Here is a 22,101-nt window from a genome sequence, read left to right as displayed (position 1 = left end):
AATCTGTTTTAAGCACATCTTCGCATTTTAACGTGAAAGAGGGGGTTAAAGTCAATTTTTATAAACATTATGCATATATGTATAATAAATATTCGGTATTAATTAAATATAATACTATTGGCTAATTCGCAAACATCTATAAATAAACAAGAATTGTAAAAAGCCCTGTGGGTATATATACTAACGGTGGTTTTAAACCGTATTGACTTTGGGTAAACAAATTTTTACAGCTAATTTTTTACAGCTTTGTGAACTTTAACTGTTTTGATGCGTTTATTTTGATAGTTCCACCAGTAATATTTGGTGGGTTTTTAGAAAAACAAGTAGATGAGCTCCACTGTGAGCAAAGATGGGCAAGTAACTGTGAAAAAGCAAAGACCTGTAAATCTAGATCTAACAACTATATCTATGCCGGCAACGGCTAAAGCTTCAATTTTTCACCGCGTCACCGGTGTTGCATTATTTTTTGCTTTAACGTTTGTCATTTGGGCTTGGTCTGAGTCTCTTTCTTCAGCTGAAGGTTTTGAATTCGTCAAGGGTCTGTTTAGCGGATTCATTGCCAAATTCATAGCTTGGGGCACCCTTTCTGTATTGGGTTATCACTTAATTGGTGGTATCCGTCACATCATTATGGATATGGGTCATTGGGAAGAACTTGAATCAGGTAACCTTAGCGCTAAAATTGCAATGGCACTTGGCGTTGTATTTGCCGTATTGGCAGGGGTGTGGATATGGTCTTAAATCAAGCAACTCTTAAACGTGATGGTGTACAAGATTTCGTATCTTTACGTACCACGGCACTAATAATAACTGCGTACGCGATTTTTATTATTGGCTATTTTTTAGCGACGCCAGAAGTCACATTCGAAGCCTGGACAGGCCTATTCTCTAACCTAGCAATGAAAGGGTTTACGTTAATTACCCTTATTTGCATTATGGTTCATACCCACATTGGCCTTTGGCAAGTTCTTACAGACTATGTTAAGTGCGCAAAGCTTCGTGCTGCATTAGGGTTTGTTTTAAACCTTATGTCACTTGCTTACGTAGCTATTGGTCTAATCGTTTTATGGGGTGTTTAAGTGAAATATTCTGTTCGTGAATTTGACGCCGTAGTAATTGGTGCCGGTGGTGCAGGTATGCGCGCTGCTTTAGCAATTACAGAATCTGGCAAAACGTGTGCATTAATCTCTAAAGTATTTCCAACGCGTTCACATACTGTATCTGCCCAAGGCGGTATTACAGTTGCGCTTGGTAATTCACACGAAGACAACTGGGAATGGCATATGTACGATACCGTTAAGGGCTCCGATTTTATCGGTGACCAAGACGCTATTGAATATATGTGTCAAACTGGCCCAGAAGCTATTACAGAATTAGAGAACATGGGCTTACCATTTTCTCGTTTTGAAAATGGCCGTGTTTACCAACGTCCTTTCGGTGGTCAATCGAAAAACTTTGGTGGCGAGCAAGCCGCTCGAACTGCAGCAGCAGCTGACCGTACTGGTCACGCATTATTACACCTTCTTTATCAACAAAACGTTAAAAATAAAACAAATGTATTCTCTGAATGGTATGCACTTGATTTAGTTAAAAACGATAACGGTGATGTAGTAGGTTGTACTGCAATCGAGATTGAAACAGGTGAAATCACTTTTTTCAAATCAAAAGCAGTGGTATTAGCAACAGGTGGTGCAGGTCGTATATTCGCATCAACGACTAATGCTCACATTAACACCGGTGATGGTGTTGGTATGGCAACACGTGCTGGTATTTCTATGCAAGACATGGAAATGTGGCAGTTCCACCCAACGGGTATTGCAGGGGCTGGTACGCTAGTAACTGAAGGTTGTCGTGGTGAAGGTGGTTATCTTTTAAATAAAGATGGCGAACGCTTCATGGAACGTTATGCTCCTAACGCAAAAGACTTAGCGTCTCGCGATGTTGTAGCACGTTCAATGATGACAGAAATCCGTGAAGGTCGTGGTTGTGATGGTCCTTGGGGTCCACACCTTAAGCTTAAACTTGACCATTTAGGTGAAGAAACGCTTAATCTGCGTCTACCTGGTGTATGTGATCTTGCTAAAACATTTGCTCACGTTGACCCAGCTAAAGAGCCAATTCCAGTTATACCAACATGTCACTACATGATGGGTGGTGTTCCTACTAACGTAAATGGCCAAGCGCTACAAATCGATGCTAACGGCAACGAAAAAGTAGTTGAAGGTTTATTTGCTGTTGGTGAGATTGCATGTGTATCGGTACACGGTGCAAACCGCTTAGGTGGTAACTCACTACTTGATTTAGTGGTATTTGGTCGTGCTGCAGGTAACTTCCTAGGTAAGTACTTAAATGATGTTGAAATTACTAAAGCAGCATCTGAGTCTGACTTAGAAGCATCTCTTGCTCGTTTCAACCGTTGGGAAAGTTCAACGGCTGGCCAAGGTGAAGATCCGGTTCAAATCAAAAAAGATTTACAGCAATGTATGCAGCTTAACTTCTCGGTATTTCGTGAAGGTGATTCGATGGCTACAGGTCTTACTGAGCTTAAAGAAATTCGTGAACGTCTTAAGCATGCTCGTCTTGATGACAAATCATCAGACTTCAACACGCAACGTATCGAATGTCTTGAACTAGACAACTTAATGGAAACAGCTTACTCAACTGCAGTAGCTGCAAACTTCCGTACAGAAAGCCGTGGTGCACATTCGCGCTTTGACTTCCCAGATCGTGATGACGAAAACTGGTTATGTCACTCAGTATTTAATCCGGTAACGGATGAAATGAGTAAACGTGATGTGAACTATGCGCCTAAAACGCGTGAAGCTTTCCCACCTAAAGCACGTGTTTACTAGGAGATAGACGATGGCACAAGTACAGTTTTCAGTTTATCGTTATAATCCAGATGTTGATAACGCACCTCGTATGCAAGAATACACCTTGCAAACAGAGGAAGGTCAGGACATGATGGTTTTGGATGCACTTTTACTTTTAAAAGAGCAAGATCCAACATTATCTTTCCGTCGCTCATGCCGTGAAGGTGTGTGTGGATCTGACGGTGTTAACATGAATGGTAAAAATGGTCTTGCATGTATCACTCCTTTATCTACACTGCAAAAAGGCGGTAAAGGTAAAATAGTAGTACGTCCACTTCCTGGCTTACCAGTGGTTCGTGACCTTGTTATTGACATGAGTCAGTTCTACACTCAATACGAAAAAGTTAAACCATACCTAATTAATGACGAGCCTGCTGCAGGCGAACGTCTTCAATCAATTGAAGAACGTGATAAATTAGATGGGCTTTATGAGTGTATATTATGTGCATGTTGTTCAACATCGTGTCCTTCGTTCTGGTGGAATCCAGACAAGTTCATCGGTCCAGCAGGCCTTCTTCACGCATACCGCTTCTTGGCTGATAGCCGCGATACGGCAACTGAAGAACGTTTAGCTGACTTAGACGATGCGTTCAGTGTGTTCCGTTGCCACAGTATCATGAACTGTGTTAGCGTTTGTCCTAAGGGGTTAAACCCGACTAAAGCAATTGGACAAATCAAATCTATGTTATTAAACCGAGCGGTTTGATTACTTAGTAAACGTAAGATGGCTAATAATTTTTATTAGCCATCTTGTTATGATAACTATTAATTTCTGCGCTAAAGAAAAGGGCTTATAAATGCACGAAGGTGTGATGAAGGCATGGCTAGAATCTTCACATTTAAACGGCGGTAACGTTGCTTATGTAGAAGAGCTTTATGAAGCGTATTTAGACGATGCGACTTCTGTGCCAGAAGAATGGCGAGAAGTGTTCGAACAATTACCTAAAGTAGATGGTGTGGATGTTGAAGTAAAACATTCAGAAGTTCGCTCACAATTTGCACAGCTTGCTAAAAACAAGCATAGAGAAGTGGTGGTAGCAGAGGGAAGTAGCTCTGACCTTAAACAGGTTAAAGTGCTTCAACTTATTAATGCTTTCCGTTTTCGTGGTCACCAAAATGCAAACCTAGATCCATTAGGTATTTGGCAGCGAGAGCGTGTACGAGATTTAGAGCTAGAGTACCATGACTTATCTTCAAGTGATTTTGACCGCGAGTTTAACGTAGGTTCGTTTGCCGTAGGCCGCGATACTATGCCTTTAGGTGAACTATACCAAGCGCTTAAAACTACATATTGTGGTTCTATTGGTGCTGAGTATATGCACATCACATCAACAGAAGAAAAGCGTTGGTTACAACAACGTTTAGAATCTGTTCAGTCTAGGCCTAAATTCGAAAAAGATGAAAAGCTACGTATCCTTAAAGGACTAACAGCGGCTGACGGTCTTGAAAAATATTTAGGGGCTAAGTTCCCGGGTGCTAAGCGCTTCTCACTGGAAGGTGGTGATGCGTTAGTTCCAATGCTAAAAGAGCTTATTCACCGAGCAGGTGAAAGCGGCCAGCAAGAAGCTGTTATAGGTATGGCTCACCGTGGTCGTCTCAATGTACTTGTTAATGTACTTGGTAAAAATCCATCAGAGTTATTTGATGAATTTGCCGGTAAACATAAAGATACATTAAGCTCTGGTGATGTTAAATACCACATGGGTTACTCGTCAGATTTTGCGACCAAAGGTGGCAACGTTCATATGGCGCTTGCATTTAACCCATCTCACCTAGAGATTGTTAACCCAGTTGTTATGGGCTCGGTACGTGCACGTCTTGACCGCTTAAGCGATAGTTCAGGTATTAAAGCACTACCAATCACAATTCATGGTGATTCTGCGGTAACGGGTCAAGGTGTTGTTCAAGAAACATTTAACCTGTCTCAAACAAACGCATTTAGCTGTGGTGGTAGCATACGCATAGTTGTAAATAACCAAGTTGGTTTTACAACATCAAAACAAGATGACGTACGCTCTACAGACTACTGTACTGACATTGCAAAAATGGTTCAGTCTCCTATTTTCCACGTTAACTCTGATGACCCTGAAGCAGTTGCATTTGTTACGCAAATTGCACTTGATTTCAGAAATCAGTTTAAACGTGACGTAGTAATCGATCTAGTTTGTTACCGTCGCCATGGTCATAACGAAGCTGATGAGCCAAATGCTACACAGCCTCTTATGTATCAAAAAATCAAAAAACACCCAGTACCTCGTTTAATCTATGCTGATCAGCTTATGTCTGAAGGCTCATTCACAGAAAGTGAAATTAAAGCACTTGCTGATGATTACCGTAATGGTTTAGATGATGGTAACTGTGTTGTTGAAGAAATTCAGCCAGAGACATCACACTCTTCTGATTGGGCTAAATATGTAGGCCATGAATGGAATGTTGATTATGACGCAAGCGTACCAGTAGAAGAGCTTAAAGCACTCGGTGAGAAAATAGCTTCTTACCCAGAGCAATATAAAGCTCAATCTCGCGTTAAAAAGATTTACGATGATCGTAAATTAATGGCAAACGGTGAGAAACCACTTGATTGGGGTATGGCAGAAACACTTGCTTATGCAACAATTGCAACTGAAGGCACTGATATTCGTTTAACAGGGCAGGATTCAGGTCGTGGTACGTTCTTCCACCGTCATGCTGTTGTACACAGTCAATCTGATGGCGCAACTTACACACCTCTTCAACATTTAAGTGAAGATCAAGGTACTTTCCAAGTATTTGACTCAGTACTTTCTGAAGAAGCCGTGGTTGCTTTTGAATACGGTTATGCCACAGCAGAGCCTACTTCATTAGTACTTTGGGAAGCACAATTTGGTGACTTCGCAAACGGTGCACAGGTTGTATTTGACCAATTCTTAAGTTCTGGTGAGCAAAAGTGGGGCCGTTTATGTGGTCTTACAATTTTGTTACCACATGGTTACGAAGGCCAAGGCCCAGAGCATAGCTCTGCGCGTCTTGAACGCTTTTTACAACTATGTGCGGATCATAATATGCAAGTATGTGTTCCTTCTACACCAGCACAAGTTTACGCGATGTTACGTCGTCAATCAGTTAGACCGCTTCGCCGTCCACTGATTGTCATGACACCTAAGTCATTGCTTCGTCATCCTCTTGCGACTTCATCGCTTGAAGAGCTTTCGCAGGGGGTTTTTCATAATATGATCGACGAAATCGATGATATTAACTCTGAAAAAGTAGAACGCGTTGTATTTTGTAGTGGTAAAGTTTATTACGAGCTCTTACAAGAACGCCGTAAGCTTGAGCAAGACAATGTTGCTATTGTTCGTGTTGAACAGTTATACCCGTTCCCACATGACGAAATGCAAACGATTATGGAGCGTTACCAACATGTAACTGATTTTGTTTGGTGTCAAGAAGAGCCGCAAAACCAAGGTGCTTGGTATTGTTCGCAACATCACTTTATTGATGCAATCCCACAAGGTGCTAAATTAAAATATGCAGGGCGTAAAGCCTCAGCATCACCAGCGTGTGGTTACATGTCAGTACATACTAAAGAACAACAAGCGCTCGTTGCAGACGCGCTTACTATAGAAAATAAAGGATAAGCAATGAGCACAGAAATTAAAGTTCCTGTTCTTCCTGAGTCGGTTGCAGATGCTACCGTTGCTACATGGCATGTAAGTGTTGGCGACAAAGTAAGCCGTGACCAAAACTTAGTAGACATTGAAACAGATAAAGTGGTTTTAGAAGTAGTTGCACCAAATGACGGTGTAATCACTGAAATTTCACAAGAAGAAGGTGCAACGGTACTTGGCGATCAAGTTATCGGTTTAATTGGTGATGCTGATGCAGCACCAGCAAGTGATGACTCTGACAAAGAATCTGCACCAACTAAATCAGAAGACGCGCCAGCGGCGCAATCAGCACCAGCATCAGAAGGTAAAGAAGTGGATATTAAAGTACCTGTACTTCCAGAATCAGTTGCAGACGCAACAGTTGCTACATGGCATGTACAACCAGGTGACGCAGTTACACGCGACCAAAACTTAGTAGATATTGAAACTGATAAAGTTGTTCTTGAAGTAGTAGCTCAAGAAGACGGCATTATGGGTGAGATAATCAACGCCGAAGGCGATACTGTTCTTGGTGAGCAAGTAATTGGCTCAGTGAAAGCGGGCGGCGCACCAGCTGCTCCTGCTGCTAAAGAAGAAGCGGCTCCTGCGGCTGATTCAAGTGATAGCTCTGATGTGTTAACGCCATCAGTTCGTCGCTTAATTGCTGAAAAAGGTCTAGATGCTTCTAAAATCAAAGGTACTGGCAAAAATGGCCGCGTAACTAAAGAAGATGTTGATACCTTCTTAAAAGCACCTGCGCCATCAGCTAAGAAAACTGAAGCTGCGGCACCGGCTGCGCCAATGGGTGATCGTACTCAAAAACGTGTTCCTATGACACGCCTACGTAAAACGATTGCTAACCGTCTTCTTGAAGCTAAAAATTCTACTGCAATGTTGACTACGTTTAACGAAGTTAATATGAAGCCAATTATGGATCTTCGTAAGCAGTACCAAGAAGTATTCGAAAAGCGTCACGGTATTCGCTTAGGTTTCATGTCTTTCTACGTGAAAGCAGTCACTGAAGCACTTAAACGTTTCCCTGATGTAAATGCGTCAATCGATGGCGACGATATCGTATACCACAATTATTTTGACATCAGCATTGCTGTTTCTACGCCTCGTGGTTTAGTAACACCAGTTCTTAAAGATTGCGATAAGCTATCAGTTGCTGAAATTGAAAAAGGTATTCGTGAACTAGCACTTAAAGGTCGTGACGGTAAGCTAACGCTTGACGATATGACAGGTGGTAACTTCACAATTACAAACGGTGGTGTATTCGGTTCGTTACTATCTACGCCTATCATTAACTTGCCACAGTCTTCAATTTTGGGAATGCACAAAATCCAAGACCGTCCAATGGCAGTAAATGGTAAAGTTGAAATTCTTCCTATGATGTATTTGGCACTTTCTTACGATCATCGCCAAATAGATGGTAAAGAATCTGTTGGTTTCTTAGTAACTATTAAAGAGTTACTTGAAGATCCAACTCGCTTATTACTGGATGTTTAATCAAGTAGTATGAAATGTAAGCTGTGAACCACAATTCACAGCTTTTTTTTTGCGCCTTTGGTCTTACTGGGGTTTTCATGTTAAGCCTTGGGATCTATACTAAGTGCGCAATTTGGGATAGTTGTTTATTGAATAAATATTCAGCTCTTTTAGTATAAAAAATTGGATAAAGCATCATGAATTTGCATGAGTATCAGGCAAAACAACTTTTTGCCGAATATGGTTTACCAGTTTCTCAAGGTTTCGCTTGCGATACACCTGAAGAAGCTGCTGCAGCTGCTGAGAAAATCGGCGGTGATATGTGGGTTGTTAAAACTCAGGTTCACGCAGGTGGACGTGGTAAAGCTGGCGGTGTAAAGCTAGTTAAAACTATCGACGAAGTAAAAGCGTTTGCAGCTAACTGGTTAGGTAAAAACCTAGTTACTTACCAAACAGACGAAAATGGTCAGCCAGTAGCTAAAATTTTAGTTGAAAGCTGTACAGATATCGCAAACGAACTGTACCTAGGTGCAGTAGTTGACCGTGCTTCTCGCAAAGTTGTTTTCATGGCGTCTACTGAAGGCGGTGTTGAAATTGAGACTGTTGCTGAAGAAACACCAGAACTTATCCACAAAGCTGAGATCGATCCATTAGTTGGTCCTCAAGCTTACCAAGCACGTGAACTTGGTTTCAAATTGGGTCTTAACCCAACACAAATGAAACAGTTCGTTAAGATCTTCATGGGTCTTGGTAAAATGTTTAACGATTTCGATTTCGCACTTCTTGAAATCAACCCGTTAGTAATCACAGATGAAGGTAACCTTCACTGTCTTGACGGCAAAATCGGTATTGATGGTAATGCACTTTACCGTCAACCAAAAATCCGTGAGTTCCACGATCCATCTCAAGAAGATGCACGTGAAGCACATGCAGCAAGCTTTGAGCTTAACTACGTAGCATTAGATGGTAACGTGGGTTGTATGGTTAACGGTGCAGGCCTAGCGATGGGTACTATGGACATCGTAAACCTACACGGCGGCAAGCCAGCTAACTTCCTAGATGTTGGTGGCGGCGCGACTAAAGAACGTGTTTCTGAAGCATTCAAAATCATCCTTTCTGACGACAATGTTAAAGCTGTTTTAGTTAACATCTTTGGCGGTATCGTACGTTGTGACATGATTGCTGAAGGTATCATTGGCGCAGTTAAAGAAGTTGGCGTAAATGTACCTGTAGTTGTACGTTTAGAAGGTACTAATGCTGAATTAGGTCGTGAAGTTCTTAAGAGCTCTGACTTAGACATCATCGCTGCTGAATCATTAACAGACGCTGCTGAAAAAGTTGTTGCTGCTGCGGAGGGCAAATAATGTCTGTATTAATCAATAAAGATACAAAAGTTATCTGTCAGGGTTTCACTGGTGGCCAAGGTACTTTCCACTCAGAGCAAGCGCTTGAGTACGGTACACAAATGGTTGGTGGTGTTAGCCCAGGTAAAGGCGGTCAAACGCACCTTGGTCTTCCTGTATTCAACACAGTACGTGATGCAGTACAAGAAACTGGCGCAACTGCTTCAGTTATCTACGTACCAGCACCTTTCTGTAAAGATGCAATCTTAGAAGCTATCGATGCTGGCATCGAGCTAATTGTTTGTATCACTGAAGGTATCCCTACACTTGATATGGTTGACGTTAAAGTTAAACTAGATCAAACAGGTACTCGTATGATCGGTCCTAACTGTCCAGGTGTTATCACCCCTGGTGAGACTAAGATTGGTATCATGCCTGGTCACATCCACAAGCCTGGTAAAGTAGGTATTGTTTCTCGCTCTGGTACTTTAACGTACGAAGCTGTTAAGCAAACTACAGATGCTGGTTTTGGTCAGTCTACGTGTGTTGGTATTGGTGGTGATCCAATCCCAGGTACTAACTTTATCGACGTTCTAGAAATGTTCGAAAAAGATCCACAAACTGAAGCAATCGTAATGATTGGTGAAATTGGTGGTACTGCAGAAGAAGAAGCTGCAGAGTACATCAAAGCTAACGTAACTAAACCTGTTGTATCTTACATTGCTGGTGTTACTGCACCAGAAGGTAAGCGCATGGGTCACGCTGGCGCAATCATCGCAGGCGGTAAAGGTACTGCTGATGAGAAATTTGCTGCACTAGAAGCTGCTGGCGTACAAACTGTACGTTCACTTGCTGATATCGGTAAAGCACTTAAAGAAAAAACAGGCTGGTAATTCAGTTAGTTTAATCTTTAAAAAGGCTCGCATTTGCGAGCCTTTTTGTTATTGACTAAAAATTAGTAAGGGTAACTAATATGCTGAAAAAACCGCACAGATAAATCTTGTCGCTCTTTATTTATAGATAGCTCAGAGGACATTGTATGTATTGTTTTTTCTACTTGATTCATAAAACGCCCGTAGCCTATCTCATGCTTATCTTTATCTGTTGCAACAATTACAAAATGTAGTGTTTCGACTAACTTATCGCTTTGGTAAAAGCTTTTTAAATCCAATTGATTGTCTTGTGTATTAAAGCTTAGTTTTTGTATTTCACAATTGCTCTCATTTTTATCAATTTTGCTATTACGAACTATGGGCAGTGCACCATTGGCAACCATAGCGCCGTGACTCAGTTTATTTGTAATACACGCTTTGTTAAATGAATCTTCAAAATAATCATAAAATTTAGCATAGTCATTATTATTTATTAACGCTTGAAACTGGGTTTTAATAGCGCGTGAAACGGGAATAGAGAACGTTACGTAGGTCATTTCAGCGTGAGTATCTGGAATATTACAGTGCCTAGACTGGTAGCGAGGGTAGAGACTTCTTAATTTGTATCCATAACTTTCTTTATTACCTTTTTCTTTAGCAAATAAGTCGTATGTTAAATGTTGGTGATCGCGTAATTTAAATTGAGGTTGGTTTAAAAATAAATGTCCTTGCAAATAATTTAGAACTTTAAGCACCTTATTATGAAAATGAGCTGAGTTTGCTCTTAGATCATCGCCGGTTGCTAAAAATAATAATCGTATTTTTTTACTTTTCTCACCTTTAGCGTAATAGACCTTATGCGCTTCGTGATAGCGAGGGTTATAAAAGAACAGCATTTGCTTTTGTGTTTCTAATTGATAAGACTCATCATGAAAGCGTACAACAGGAAGTTTATCGTTAGCTAATAAATGCACATTGTGTAATTCATATTCATCACAACAAGCAAAAAGCTGGCGTGCTATGCGCTCATAGCAGCAATCAATATTGCTAAAGCTTTTATAGAAATCTTCGTTGGGTGTTAGCTCTGCTAATAAATAATGATTTGCACGAGCATTTGTAGGGATATAAACACGGTGTTGTGTAGAGTTTGCCATCTTAGAGTCCTTTTTATTCGGGGTTACGCGTACTATAAAATCATTTGATGACTTAAATATTGCGCTAAAACAAATTTTATCTATAAACAAGACTTAATAAGAATTAAAGTTGAGCAATTTCTAGAATAAACCCGCATCTAGTGCTGTATGTTAGTGTTTGTTTTTGTAATAATGCATTAGTTTTGTTATCACGAATATTCAGAGGATTGCACTCCTATGGCGGAAATTGAGAATCGCCCAAGTAACTTTATTAGAACCCGAATTGATGAAGATTTAGCAAGTGGAAAGCATGCGACAACGCATACTCGTTTTCCACCTGAACCAAATGGCTTTTTACACATTGGCCATGCAAAATCAATTTGTTTAAATTTTGGTATCGCAAAAGATTACGACGGTTTATGTAATCTACGTTTTGACGATACAAATCCAGAAAAAGAAGATATTAACTATGTTAACTCTATAAAAGAAGATGTTAAATGGTTAGGTTTTAACTGGAGTGGCGACATAAAGTATTCATCGAATTACTTTGATACTTTATATGGTTATGCTGTAGAACTTATTGAAAAAGGTTTAGCTTACGTTTGTTTTTTAACAGCAGATCAAGCACGTGAATACCGTGGTACGTTAAAAGAGCCTGGTAAAAATAGCCCGTACCGAGATACTTCAATTGAAGAAAACCTAGTATTATTTGAAAAAATGCGCGCTGGTGAATTCAAAGAAGGTGAATGTGTTCTGCGTGCTAAAATTGATATGGCCAGCTCATTTATGGTGCTGCGCGATCCAATTATTTACCGTGTACGCTTTGCGGTTCATCACCAAACGGGCGATAAATGGTGCATTTACCCTATGTACGATTTTACACATTGTATATCTGATGCGCTTGAAGGTATTACACATTCACTTTGTACACTAGAATTTCAAGATAACCGTCGTTTATACGATTGGGTGCTTGATAATATCAGCCTTGAATGTCATCCACAGCAAATTGAGTTTTCTCGTTTAAATCTAGAATACACAATTATGTCTAAGCGTAAGCTAAATGACTTAGTTGTAAATAAGTTTGTTGAAGGCTGGGACGATCCTCGCATGCCTACCATAGCGGGTTTACGTCGCCGTGGTTATACGCCTGGTTCTATTCGTGAGTTTTGTTTACGTATTGGTGTAACAAAACAAGAAAACATGGTTGAAATGGGTATGCTTGAAGCCTGTATTCGTGAAGACCTAAACGAAAATGCACCGCGTGCAATGGCAGTATTAGATCCCGTTAAAGTGGTTATCGAAAACTACGATGAAAATACAATTGAAACTTTATCAGTGGCTAATCACCCTAATAAAGAAGAAATGGGTCGACGTGATGTACCATTCACGCGCGAAATTTACATCGAACGAGAAGACTTTAAAGAGCAAGCAAATAACAAGTTTAAACGTTTAGTGCTTGATAAAGAGGTACGTTTACGTGGCGCTTATGTTATTAAAGCAGAGCGTGTAGAAAAAGACGAAAATGGTGAAATAACCACTATTTACTGTACTTACGATAACGAAACACTAGGCAAAAACCCAAGTGATGGTCGTAAAGTGAAAGGTGTTATTCATTGGGTTTCTGCACCAGAGTCTATTACCGCTGAAGTACGCTTGTATGACCGTTTATTTAATGTACCAAACCCAGCTGCCGCTGATGAGTTTGAAACTACATTAAACCCTGAATCATTAGTTGTTTTACACAATGCTAAACTTGAGCCTTCACTTGCTAATTCACAAGCAGAGCAGGGCTTTCAATTTGAGCGAACAGGGTATTTTTCTCGCGATTCAAAATCAGATAATGTTGTATTTAATCAAACAGTGGGTCTTCGTGACTCATGGTCTAAAACTCAGTAATAGCTAGTGCTATAATGCCCAATAACATATTGGGCATTATACTAATTTGCAATAAATTAAAAAATTTGAGGGGGCAAACCTGACGCTAACTGTGCTTAAAGTTCTGTGATAAAAGAAGTGGATTACGAATTTTTTGCCTTGTTATAGATACGGTTTCCTACTCTCAAAATAGTTAACTTAGTTAATTGTTTATTGAGCCACAATATTTAGACACAAAAAAACCTGCAATTAGCAGGTTTTTTTATTTTAAAAAGCGGTATTAGCTGTTGGCATCGCTAAATGCTTTACATGCTACTTTATCGTTACACTCGCCGTATAAATATAAAGAATGATTAGTAAGTGTAATACCATTTTCTTCAGCAATCTCAAGTTGACGACGTTCAATCATGTCATCTTCAAACTCAACAACCTTGCCACACTTTAAACATACTAAGTGGTCGTGGTGAGTACTGCCTGAAAGTTCAAATACTGATTTACCACCTTCAAAGTGATGACGGCTTACAATGCCAGCGTCATCAAATTGGTTAAGTACACGGTAAACTGTCGCTAGGCCAATTTCTTCACCAAGGTCTAATAGAATTTTGTAAACATCTTCAGCGCTGATGTGTTGGTTATCTGGAGATTGTAAAATCTCTAAAATTTTAATACGCGGTAAAGTTACTTTTAAACCGGCTTTTTTAAGTTCCAAGTTGTGATCAGTCATTAAATCTGTCTCAATTTTATTTGGTTATACTAGACATCTTGCAAAGATGTACACGACACATTAGCAACAGTAAGAATAACGTGCCTAGGTGTTAAGTGCAAAGAACAATTGATCATAATTGTAATTTAGACTTAAAACGCTAACTGTTTGATAATTATTTAAACAGCTAGCGTAAAGAGGGGAGAAACTAGTCAGCTAATTCGCTTAAACACATTTCTTCAAAGACTTGCGCAGACCAGGCTTTAACACGTTCTTCGGTTAGTTCAGGTTGGCGATCTTCATCAATGCCCAAACCTACAAAGTGATTGTCATCCGCCATGCCTTTAGATGCTTCAAAGTCATAGCCTTTAGTTGGCCAATGACCTACAACAATTGCGCCACGTTCAGTAACGATATCGTTGATCATGCCCATTGCATCTAAAAAGTACTCTGCGTAATCTTCTTGATCACCACAACCGAAAATAGCAACTAGCTTGCCTTCAAAATCAACTTCTTCAAGCTCTGGGAAAAAATCATCCCAATCACATTGTGCTTCGCCGTAGTACCAAGTAGGGATACCGAATAAGATCAAATCGAATTCAGCAATCTCTTCTTTAGAGCTTTTTGCAATATCGTGAACAGCAACAAGTTTTTTACCCAATTCTTTTTGGATCATTTTTGCTACGTGTTCTGTGTTACCTGTATCACTTCCGAAAAAAATGCCTACACTTGCCATGGATTTACAACCTTTTATGTATCAATAGCCAATCTTTCTTGTAAAATCGTTTCGATCAACGCACTGCGGCTAATATTTTGTGCATCTGCCATATCACTAAGTGCCTGATATAACTGTGATGAAACTTTAAATTCAACACGCTTTAAACCACGTGCTTTATCTCTTTTTATTTGATTACGTTTATTAACCTTTAACTGCATATCCCTAGAAAGGGGATTAGTTTTAGGTCTGCCTGGGCGTTTTTCGTATTCAAATAAATCGAGTGTTGTTCTATCTGTTTCTGACTTCGCCATGCTTAACCTACACCTGCGCCTTGCCAAAATACTTGAATAAGGCCTTTAGCAATAAAGCCAGAACACCCTAAAAAGAGCACACCCCAAACAATATATTGTCCAAACTTAGGCACATTACCACTTTTTAGTACGTCTTTAATTGCCATGCCGATGAATATGAATATACCGGCTAAGCCAAAATACAACCCTAGGGTATCAAATTCGTTAATTAACTGACTGACCATCAACGTATAACCTTTAAATTAAACGGCGCGTACTATAGCATATAAATCTGCAATTATTTAGTGCGCTGAATCAAAAACACGCGATAAAATCGCTTTAAACCGCAGTTAAAAAGTCACTTATCGCTTTATTTACAGCAAGTGGCTTTTGGGCATGAAGCCAATGACCTGCACCATGAATGATTTTTGCTTTGGTATTTTTAAATAGTGCCATTATTGCACTACGATGCTCGGGTAAAATATAGTCAGAATCATTACCTTTAATGAAAAGAGTATCACACAAACAAGAATTGTTTTCATTAACATTGGCGGTAATTGTCGAATATTTTTCGTCAAGCACCTTTAAGTTAAATCGCCAAGCAAACTGGCCACTTTCATTTTTAGCTAAGCTTTTAAGTAAAAATTGGCGAACGCCTTGTTCATCAATATAAGGTGCCATTATTGAATCTGCTTGCTTTCTATCACTTATGTTCTCATTAGCCACGGCGTTGAGGGCCTTTAAAATTTGTGTGTGACGAGCCGGGTAGCTTACGGGCGCAATATCTAGTACTACAAGCTTATTAACACGTTCAGGTTGTGTTAGTGCTAATTGCATTGCAACTTTACCGCCCATTGAGTGGCCGATTACATGTGCTTTATTAATATTTAAACTATCCATTAGTTCTAAAATATCTTGCGACATAGCAGGGTAGTTCATTTCGTTACAATGGGGTGAAAGGCCATGGTTGCGTAAATCCACATTTATTACATTAAAATGCTCACTGAGCGGTTTTGCGATCACATTTAAGTTTTCTAGTGATCCAAAAAGGCCATGAATTAAAATAACATCAGGGCCTTGCCCCTGTTGTTTGTAATTTAGCTGCATACCAGTCTCCTAAAATTTTGCATAGTTTGACGAGCATTGCTTTAAAAAGCAAAAAAATGCAGCCACTATTTATTACATTGGGCTATTGGGTATTAAATCAACGACATTGAGTAAAGTTTATTCTGTAATTGCTGTTTACAGGTTATGTTTATGGGAGTGCTTGTTGTAACTCGCATTTCTGATTGGTTTGGGTATAATCACACGGGAGAAAAAAATGTGACCCGTAATGACAGGAAGAACATGAAACAAATCGACATAGACGACGAGTTATATCAATATATTGCCAGCAATACGCAAAGTATTGGTGAGAGTGCATCCACTATTTTACGTCGTTTATTAAACCTCAGCGGCGAAAAAATTCAAACCGCTAACGTAGAACTTAATCAAAATAATCAAACTGCGATAACAACCAATACTTTACCAAGTTCTGAGCAAGTTGCTGAGCCAACAAAGGTAAAAGCGCCTGATGCTGTCACACCCGTGAAGCAAAAAAGCGCTAATGTTTTTAATATATTAAATAAAGAAGAGTTAGCAATGCAAAAAGGCGTTGTTGGTCGGTTTTTGTTTATTTTAAGTGCGTTTTATAGAACCCATAAAACGGATTTTAGTGCTGTTTTAGAGATAAAAGGCCGCGATAGAGTTTACTTTGCAACAAGCAAAGAGGACTTAGTTAATAGTGGTAGTAGCATGAACCCTAAAAATATTACTGATAGTGAATATTGGGTAATGACTAACTCTAATACAACGCGCAAAAAGATGATGCTTCACGAAGTTGCGCTTTGCCTAGGATACAGTGCAGAGCAAGCTGAAAAAATTCGCGATTACTTGTAAGGAAATATAATGGCTATTCACTCAGGCGCAGGCAAAGCTGCTCCACAATCAATATTGGTTAATGTTCCTAAGTTAGTTTCTGCTTATTATTTAAATGAGCCCGACCTTGAGCAAAACCCAGAGCATTGTGTTGCTTTTGGTACATCAGGACACCGTGGTTGTTCTTACGATGTAAAATTTAACGAGTCTCATATTTTAGCAATTACACAAGCTATATGTGACTACCGAAAGCAAAATGACATTTTTGGTCCACTATTTTTGGGCAAAGATACTCATGCCTTGAGTGAAGCTGCGTTTAACTCAGCAATCGAAGTGCTTGTTGCAAATGAAGTGCAAGTAATCACCCAAGAAAATGGCGACTTTACACCTACTCCAGTTATTAGCCATGCCATTGTTTGCCATAATAAAATTAACCCTAATGAACTGGCAGACGGTATTGTTGTAACGCCTTCGCACAACCCTCCAGAAGATGGTGGTTTTAAATATAACCCTCCTAATGGCGGTCCAGCAGATACAGATGTGACGAAGTGGATTGAAGATAGAGCCAATCAACTTTTGTTGGAAGATTTAGTTGAAGTTGAATTGTTCCCGTTTGCTAAAGCGTCTCGTTCTGGTTTTATTAAATATGAAGACTTGATGACACCATACATTAACGATTTAGAAAATATCGTTAATTTAAAAGCGATTAGTGAGGCCGGTATCAAAGTAGGTATAGACCCACTAGGTGGTTCAGGTATTAACTTTTGGCCAATAATAGCGCAAAAATATAATTTAGATTTAACCGTAGTAAATGACAGTGTTGATCCACGTTTTGCATTTATGCCTCTTGATAAAGATGGCAAAATACGTATGGATTGCTCGTCTCCTTACTCTATGGCTAATTTAATTAAGCTTAAAGATGACTTTGATATTTCAATAGGTAACGATCCTGACTATGACCGTCATGGCATTGTTACTCCTGATGGTTTAATGAACCCAAATCACTTTTTAGCTGTGGCGATTGATTACTTATTAAAACACCGAGATTGGGATTCAAGCGTAGAAATTGGTAAAACACTGGTTTCAAGCTCAATGATAGACAAAGTTGCAGCAAGAAATGAGCGCAAAGTAAAAGAAGTACCTGTAGGCTTTAAATGGTTTGTTGAGGGCTTAAATAAAGGAAAACTTGCTTTTGGCGGCGAAGAAAGTGCCGGTGCTGCATTTTTACGTTTTGATGGCACCGTGTGGTGTACAGATAAAGACGGCTTTATTATGGGGCTACTTGCAGCAGAAATTTTAGCTGTTACAGGTAAAACACCTTCAGTGCTTTATAAAGAGCTTGAGCAAGAGTTTGGTTCACCACTTTATAAACGACTAGATGCGCCAGCAAGCAGCGCTCAAAAATCACGTTTAAAAGCACTAAGTGCTGACGATGTAAAAGCGGATACCTTAGCTGGAGAGCCTATTTTACAAAAGCTAACTCATGCTCCGGGTAACAACGCTGCAATAGGTGGGTTAAAAGTAGTGACTGAAAATGGTTGGTTTGCTGCACGTCCATCAGGTACTGAAGATATTTATAAAATCTATCTTGAGTCTTTCAAAGGTGAAGAACATTTAGCTCTTCTAGAAAAAGAAGCTAAAAAGTTAGTTGACTCTGTGATCAGCTAACACTAATTAAACTATTTAAAAACGGCTGATTTATTCAGCCGTTTTTGTTTGTACCTCTCACATTATTAAAAGGGCTTATCATGTTAGCCAAACCAAGTTATTTAAATGAACTAAAAAGTACCGGCGATTTTTTAACGCTCAGTCGTAATAATGAATGGCATTTAGAGGCAAGTAAATTTGCTTTAGAAAATGGTACACGTGTAACTGTTCATGATACGGGCGTTATTGAGTTTCAACCACGTGTTACAACAACAAAAGATGTTGTGCTTTCAAGCGCTGTTCACGGTAACGAGACTGCGCCAATAGAAATTTGTGACTCGCTCATAAAGCAAATTATAAGTGGTGAACTTAAGCTAGCTCAACGAGTGCTATTTATTTACGGTAACCCTAAATCTATAAATATTGGTTTACGTTTTGTTGAAGAAAACCTTAATAGGTTATTTAACGGTCATCATACTGTAGAAGGTATAGCTATGAATGATGAACGTGTTCGTGCTGCAAAGCTTGAACAATACGTGAGTGATTTTTTTGAGCGCGGTGAGCACGGCAGTGCACGTAGTCATTATGATTTACATACTGCAATTCGTGGCTCAAAAAATGAGAAGTTTGCCGTCTACCCATACTTACATGGTAAACCATGGAAAAAATCACAATTACAGTTTTTATTAAGCTGTGGTGTAAATACCGTATTGATGATGAAATCTGAAGCTACAACGTTTAGTTATTATTCGTCGTATGTACACGGTGCTGACTCGTTTACTGTTGAACTGGGTCAAGTTAAACCTTTTGGTCAAAACGACATGACTCGATTTGAAAAAACCAAGAAAACATTGACTGCATTAATTAGTCAAAATGAAGTTGAATACCCGCAGTTTAATGCAAGTGACTTTGAGCTGTTTGCTGTACATCGTACAATTAACAGAACACAAGATGAGTTTAGTTTTCCATTTTCAGATGATGCTGAGAACTTTACCGGGTTTGCAAAGGGGGAGCTGCTTGCTACAGACGGTGATACGTCTTACTATGCCGACGTTGAGGGTGAAGCTATCATTTTCCCAAATGCACACGTTGCTTTAGGGCAGCGAGCATTACTTACTGTTATTCCTATGCAAATTGATAGTAATTTCGTTTAATAAAACTCATCAGACCACACCTACATTGAAGTTAACTATATGATTGGTATTAATTTAATTAGCCGTATAGTTAACTTGCCAGTTTTTTAATCAGTATTTGTTTTTCTTTCGTCACAGATTTGTTGAATAACACTTTACGTTAACGTAAAGTGTTGGCAGCTTTAATTAAAGACAGTGCAGATGCTGCAAAGTTTATTCGCAGCTATCACCCATAATAATAATCCACAGGGGCATTGTTTTTCCGACAACAAAAGAAGGTAGGTTATGAGTAATCCCAATAACGTATCGCTGAATATTAACCATGACCTAGAGTTTATCGATGGTAATGCGCTTAATATTCCAACCCTTAGTATTTTAACTGAGGACGGCGACATTCATCCTAGTGCAACCGCACCTGATATTTCAAAACATACCGCACTTAAATTATACGAAACCATGCGTTTTATTCGCCTGCTTGATGAGCGTATGCAAGGCGCACAGCGCCAAGGCCGTGTTAGCTTTTATATGCAATGCTTAGGTGAAGAGGCCGCTGTAACCGCGTCTGCCGCAGCACTAGATCAAGACGATATGATAATGGCGCAATACCGTGAGCAAGCTGCACTTCATTATCGTGGCTTTACACTTGATCAGTTTATGAACCAAATGTTTTCAAACGAATTGGATTTAGGCAAAGGCCGCCAAATGCCGATTCATTATGGTTCTAAGGAATTGAATTACATGACTATCTCATCGCCATTAGGTACTCAAATTCCTCAAGCTACAGGTTATGCCTACGGACAAAAAGTAAAGCATATAGATGCAACAACAGGTGAGCTTGCAAGCAATATCGATAACGTGACGATTTGTTATTTTGGTGAGGGTGCGGCATCGGAAGGCGATTTTCATGCCGGTTTAAATATGGCTGCTGTACACAAAGCACCCGTTATATTTTTTGCCCGTAATAACGGCTATGCAATATCTACTCCGGCAGATGAGCAATTTAAAGGTGATGGTATTGCCTCTCGTGGTGTTGGCTACGGCATTAAAACGATTAGGGTGGATGGAGCTGATGCATTGGCTGTTTACGCTGCAACAAAAAAAGCGCGCGAAATTGCAACTACCCAAGGTGAACCTGTTTTAATTGAATCTATAGCGTATCGATTAGGTGCGCACTCTACATCTGACGATCCTAGTGGGTATCGCTCAAAAGATGAAGAGGCAAATAATCAAACGTGCCCAATTGATAAATTTAGAAAATGGCTTGTTAAGCAAGACTGGTTAAACGAAGACCAAGACGTAAAAGCAAAAGAGTCTATTCGCGAAGAAATTTTAGCAGCCCTTAAGCGTGCAGAAATATTACAAAAACCTGCATTAGAAGAACTAATTTCTGATGTATACGATACGCCAATTCCTTCTCTTGTTCGTCAATATAACGAATTAAAAGAGCATATTAAAAAGCACCCAGATGCGTATCCGATCACAGCAGGGAGAATCAAGTAATGGCTAAAATGAACATGCTACACGCAATAAACTCTGCGCTCGACATTACAATGAATGAACATCCTCAAGCCTGTATTTTTGGTGAAGATGTTGGTTACTTTGGTGGCGTATTTAGAGCAACATCGGGCCTACAAGAAAAATACGGTAAGCATCGTGTTTTTAATACACCTTTAACTGAACAAGGTATTTTAGGTTTTGCTAATGGTTTAGCGGCATTTGGTGCACCTGCTTTAGCTGAAATACAATTTGCTGATTATATTTTTCCGGCATTTGACCAAATAGTTAATGAATCAGCAAAATTTAGATACCGTAGTGGTAACGAGTTCAACGTAGGGAATTTAACTATACGTACACCTTATGGTGGTGGTATTGCCGGTGGTTTATATCATTCGCAATCACCTGAGGCATATTTTGCACATACGCCTGGCTTAAAAATAGTGGTACCACGTAATCCTTATCAAGCAAAAGGTTTGTTACGTGCGTGTATTAAAGATGATAACCCTGTTTTATTCTTTGAACCAAAGCGTTTGTACCGTGCATCAATTGGTGAAGTACCTGAAGAAGATTACACTATTGAGCTCGGAAAAGCCGAAGTAGTACAAGAAGGGGCTGATATAACCGTACTTGCTTGGGGCGCGCAAATGGAGATTGTAGAAGAGGCTGCTAAACAAGCCAGTGAGCAAGGTATAAGCTGTGAAGTAATAGATCTTAGAAGTATATTACCATGGGATGTAGACACCATTGCTAAGTCGGTAACCAAAACGGGTCGGCTAGTTGTTAGCCATGAAGCGCCTATTACAAATGGCTTTGGCGCTGAAATAGCGGCAACTATTCAACATGAGTGCTTCCTACATTTAGAATCTCCTATTATGCGAGTGTGCGGCTTAGATACACCATATCCGCTTGCGCTTGAAAAAGAATATGTACCGGATGCGTTAAAAGTACTGGCTGCAATTAAACAATCAATGGATTTTTAGGGGTTA

At 39.6% G+C, this 22,101-nt stretch carries 20 protein-coding genes; 14 read left to right on the top strand and 6 right to left on the bottom strand.

The window, feature by feature from the left end:
* Window positions 1-363 precede the first annotated feature (363 nt).
* From sdhC to sucD, 8 genes are all read left to right on the top strand, one after another.
* The gene (gene sdhC, locus CWC11_RS08820; protein ID WP_084554498.1) at window positions 364-741 is read left to right on the top strand and encodes a succinate dehydrogenase, cytochrome b556 subunit; all 378 of its coding nucleotides are present in this window, start codon (window positions 364-366) and stop codon (window positions 739-741) included.
* Window positions 732-1,079 (top strand): succinate dehydrogenase, hydrophobic membrane anchor protein, encoded by a 348-nt coding sequence (gene sdhD, locus CWC11_RS08815; RefSeq protein WP_058550133.1) that lies wholly within the window; start codon window positions 732-734, stop codon window positions 1,077-1,079. The genes sdhC and sdhD overlap by 10 nt, the downstream gene beginning before the upstream one ends.
* Window positions 1,080-2,852: a succinate dehydrogenase flavoprotein subunit gene (sdhA, locus tag CWC11_RS08810; RefSeq protein ID WP_058550132.1), complete on the top strand. Its 1,773-nt coding sequence runs from the start codon at window positions 1,080-1,082 to the stop codon at window positions 2,850-2,852.
* A gap of 10 nt (window positions 2,853-2,862) precedes the next feature.
* Window positions 2,863-3,579: a succinate dehydrogenase iron-sulfur subunit gene (locus tag CWC11_RS08805; RefSeq protein WP_058550131.1), complete on the top strand. Its 717-nt coding sequence runs from the start codon at window positions 2,863-2,865 to the stop codon at window positions 3,577-3,579.
* 91 nt (window positions 3,580-3,670) lie between these two features.
* Window positions 3,671-6,490, top strand: coding sequence for a 2-oxoglutarate dehydrogenase E1 component (sucA, locus tag CWC11_RS08800; RefSeq protein ID WP_138682388.1), 2,820 nt, complete (start codon window positions 3,671-3,673; stop codon window positions 6,488-6,490).
* Window positions 6,491-6,493: 3 nt separating this feature from the next.
* Window positions 6,494-8,008 carry a 2-oxoglutarate dehydrogenase complex dihydrolipoyllysine-residue succinyltransferase gene (odhB, locus tag CWC11_RS08795; RefSeq protein ID WP_138682387.1) on the top strand — a complete coding sequence of 505 codons (1,515 nt, stop codon included), beginning with the start codon at window positions 6,494-6,496 and terminating at the stop codon, window positions 8,006-8,008.
* 176 nt (window positions 8,009-8,184) lie between these two features.
* On the top strand, window positions 8,185-9,351 hold the full coding sequence (gene sucC, locus CWC11_RS08790) for an ADP-forming succinate--CoA ligase subunit beta (RefSeq protein ID WP_006794719.1): 1,167 nt from the start codon (window positions 8,185-8,187) through the stop codon (window positions 9,349-9,351).
* Window positions 9,351-10,223 (top strand): succinate--CoA ligase subunit alpha, encoded by an 873-nt coding sequence (gene sucD / locus CWC11_RS08785; RefSeq protein ID WP_008127375.1) that lies wholly within the window; start codon window positions 9,351-9,353, stop codon window positions 10,221-10,223. The genes sucC and sucD overlap by 1 nt, the downstream gene beginning before the upstream one ends.
* 62 nt (window positions 10,224-10,285) lie before the next feature.
* Here sucD and CWC11_RS08780 read toward each other — a convergent pair whose 3' ends face one another.
* Entirely contained in the window at window positions 10,286-11,356 is a 1,071-nt protein-coding gene (locus CWC11_RS08780) for a DUF3083 family protein (RefSeq protein ID WP_138682386.1), read from the bottom strand.
* Between the two features lie 216 nt (window positions 11,357-11,572).
* Here CWC11_RS08780 and glnS point away from each other — a divergent pair, with 216 nt between their 5' ends.
* Window positions 11,573-13,231: a glutamine--tRNA ligase gene (glnS, locus tag CWC11_RS08775; RefSeq protein ID WP_138682385.1), complete on the top strand. Its 1,659-nt coding sequence runs from the start codon at window positions 11,573-11,575 to the stop codon at window positions 13,229-13,231.
* A 259-nt stretch (window positions 13,232-13,490) separates the two neighbouring features.
* On the opposite strand, the gene fur is transcribed toward glnS, so the two are convergent.
* From fur to CWC11_RS08750, 5 genes are all read right to left on the bottom strand, one after another.
* Entirely contained in the window at window positions 13,491-13,934 is a 444-nt protein-coding gene (gene fur / locus CWC11_RS08770; RefSeq protein WP_138682384.1) for a ferric iron uptake transcriptional regulator, read from the bottom strand.
* Between the two features lie 187 nt (window positions 13,935-14,121).
* Window positions 14,122-14,649: a flavodoxin FldA gene (gene fldA / locus CWC11_RS08765; RefSeq protein WP_058550125.1), complete on the bottom strand. Its 528-nt coding sequence runs from the start codon at window positions 14,647-14,649 to the stop codon at window positions 14,122-14,124.
* A gap of 14 nt (window positions 14,650-14,663) precedes the next feature.
* Window positions 14,664-14,942 (bottom strand): LexA regulated protein, encoded by a 279-nt coding sequence (gene ybfE, locus CWC11_RS08760; RefSeq protein ID WP_002962928.1) that lies wholly within the window; start codon window positions 14,940-14,942, stop codon window positions 14,664-14,666.
* A gap of 2 nt (window positions 14,943-14,944) precedes the next feature.
* The gene (locus tag CWC11_RS08755) at window positions 14,945-15,166 is read right to left on the bottom strand and encodes a DUF2788 domain-containing protein (protein ID WP_002962930.1); all 222 of its coding nucleotides are present in this window, start codon (window positions 15,164-15,166) and stop codon (window positions 14,945-14,947) included.
* 94 nt (window positions 15,167-15,260) lie between these two features.
* Window positions 15,261-16,028: an alpha/beta fold hydrolase gene (locus tag CWC11_RS08750; RefSeq protein WP_138682383.1), complete on the bottom strand. Its 768-nt coding sequence runs from the start codon at window positions 16,026-16,028 to the stop codon at window positions 15,261-15,263.
* Between the two features lie 240 nt (window positions 16,029-16,268).
* Here CWC11_RS08750 and seqA point away from each other — a divergent pair, with 240 nt between their 5' ends.
* The 5 genes from seqA to CWC11_RS08725 all read left to right on the top strand — a co-directional run bounded on the left by seqA (window position 16,269) and on the right by CWC11_RS08725 (window position 22,095).
* A complete protein-coding gene (gene seqA / locus CWC11_RS08745; RefSeq protein WP_138682382.1) occupies window positions 16,269-16,859 on the top strand; it encodes a replication initiation negative regulator SeqA in 591 nt (196 codons plus the stop codon).
* A 9-nt stretch (window positions 16,860-16,868) separates the two neighbouring features.
* Window positions 16,869-18,506, top strand: coding sequence for a phosphoglucomutase (alpha-D-glucose-1,6-bisphosphate-dependent) (pgm, locus tag CWC11_RS08740; RefSeq protein ID WP_138682381.1), 1,638 nt, complete (start codon window positions 16,869-16,871; stop codon window positions 18,504-18,506).
* 80 nt (window positions 18,507-18,586) lie between these two features.
* Window positions 18,587-19,639 (top strand): succinylglutamate desuccinylase, encoded by a 1,053-nt coding sequence (astE, locus tag CWC11_RS08735; protein ID WP_138682380.1) that lies wholly within the window; start codon window positions 18,587-18,589, stop codon window positions 19,637-19,639.
* Window positions 19,640-19,903: 264 nt separating this feature from the next.
* Window positions 19,904-21,118: a thiamine pyrophosphate-dependent dehydrogenase E1 component subunit alpha gene (locus CWC11_RS08730; RefSeq protein ID WP_138682379.1), complete on the top strand. Its 1,215-nt coding sequence runs from the start codon at window positions 19,904-19,906 to the stop codon at window positions 21,116-21,118.
* The gene (locus CWC11_RS08725; RefSeq protein WP_138682378.1) at window positions 21,118-22,095 is read left to right on the top strand and encodes an alpha-ketoacid dehydrogenase subunit beta; all 978 of its coding nucleotides are present in this window, start codon (window positions 21,118-21,120) and stop codon (window positions 22,093-22,095) included. Before CWC11_RS08730 ends, CWC11_RS08725 begins: the two co-directional genes overlap by 1 nt.
* The last annotated feature ends 6 nt before the right edge of the window (window positions 22,096-22,101 follow it).

The organism is Pseudoalteromonas sp. S3178 (assembly GCF_005886985.1).
Lineage (GTDB): Bacteria > Pseudomonadota > Gammaproteobacteria > Enterobacterales > Alteromonadaceae > Pseudoalteromonas > Pseudoalteromonas carrageenovora.
This window is presented reverse-complemented; position numbering and strand designations above follow the sequence as displayed.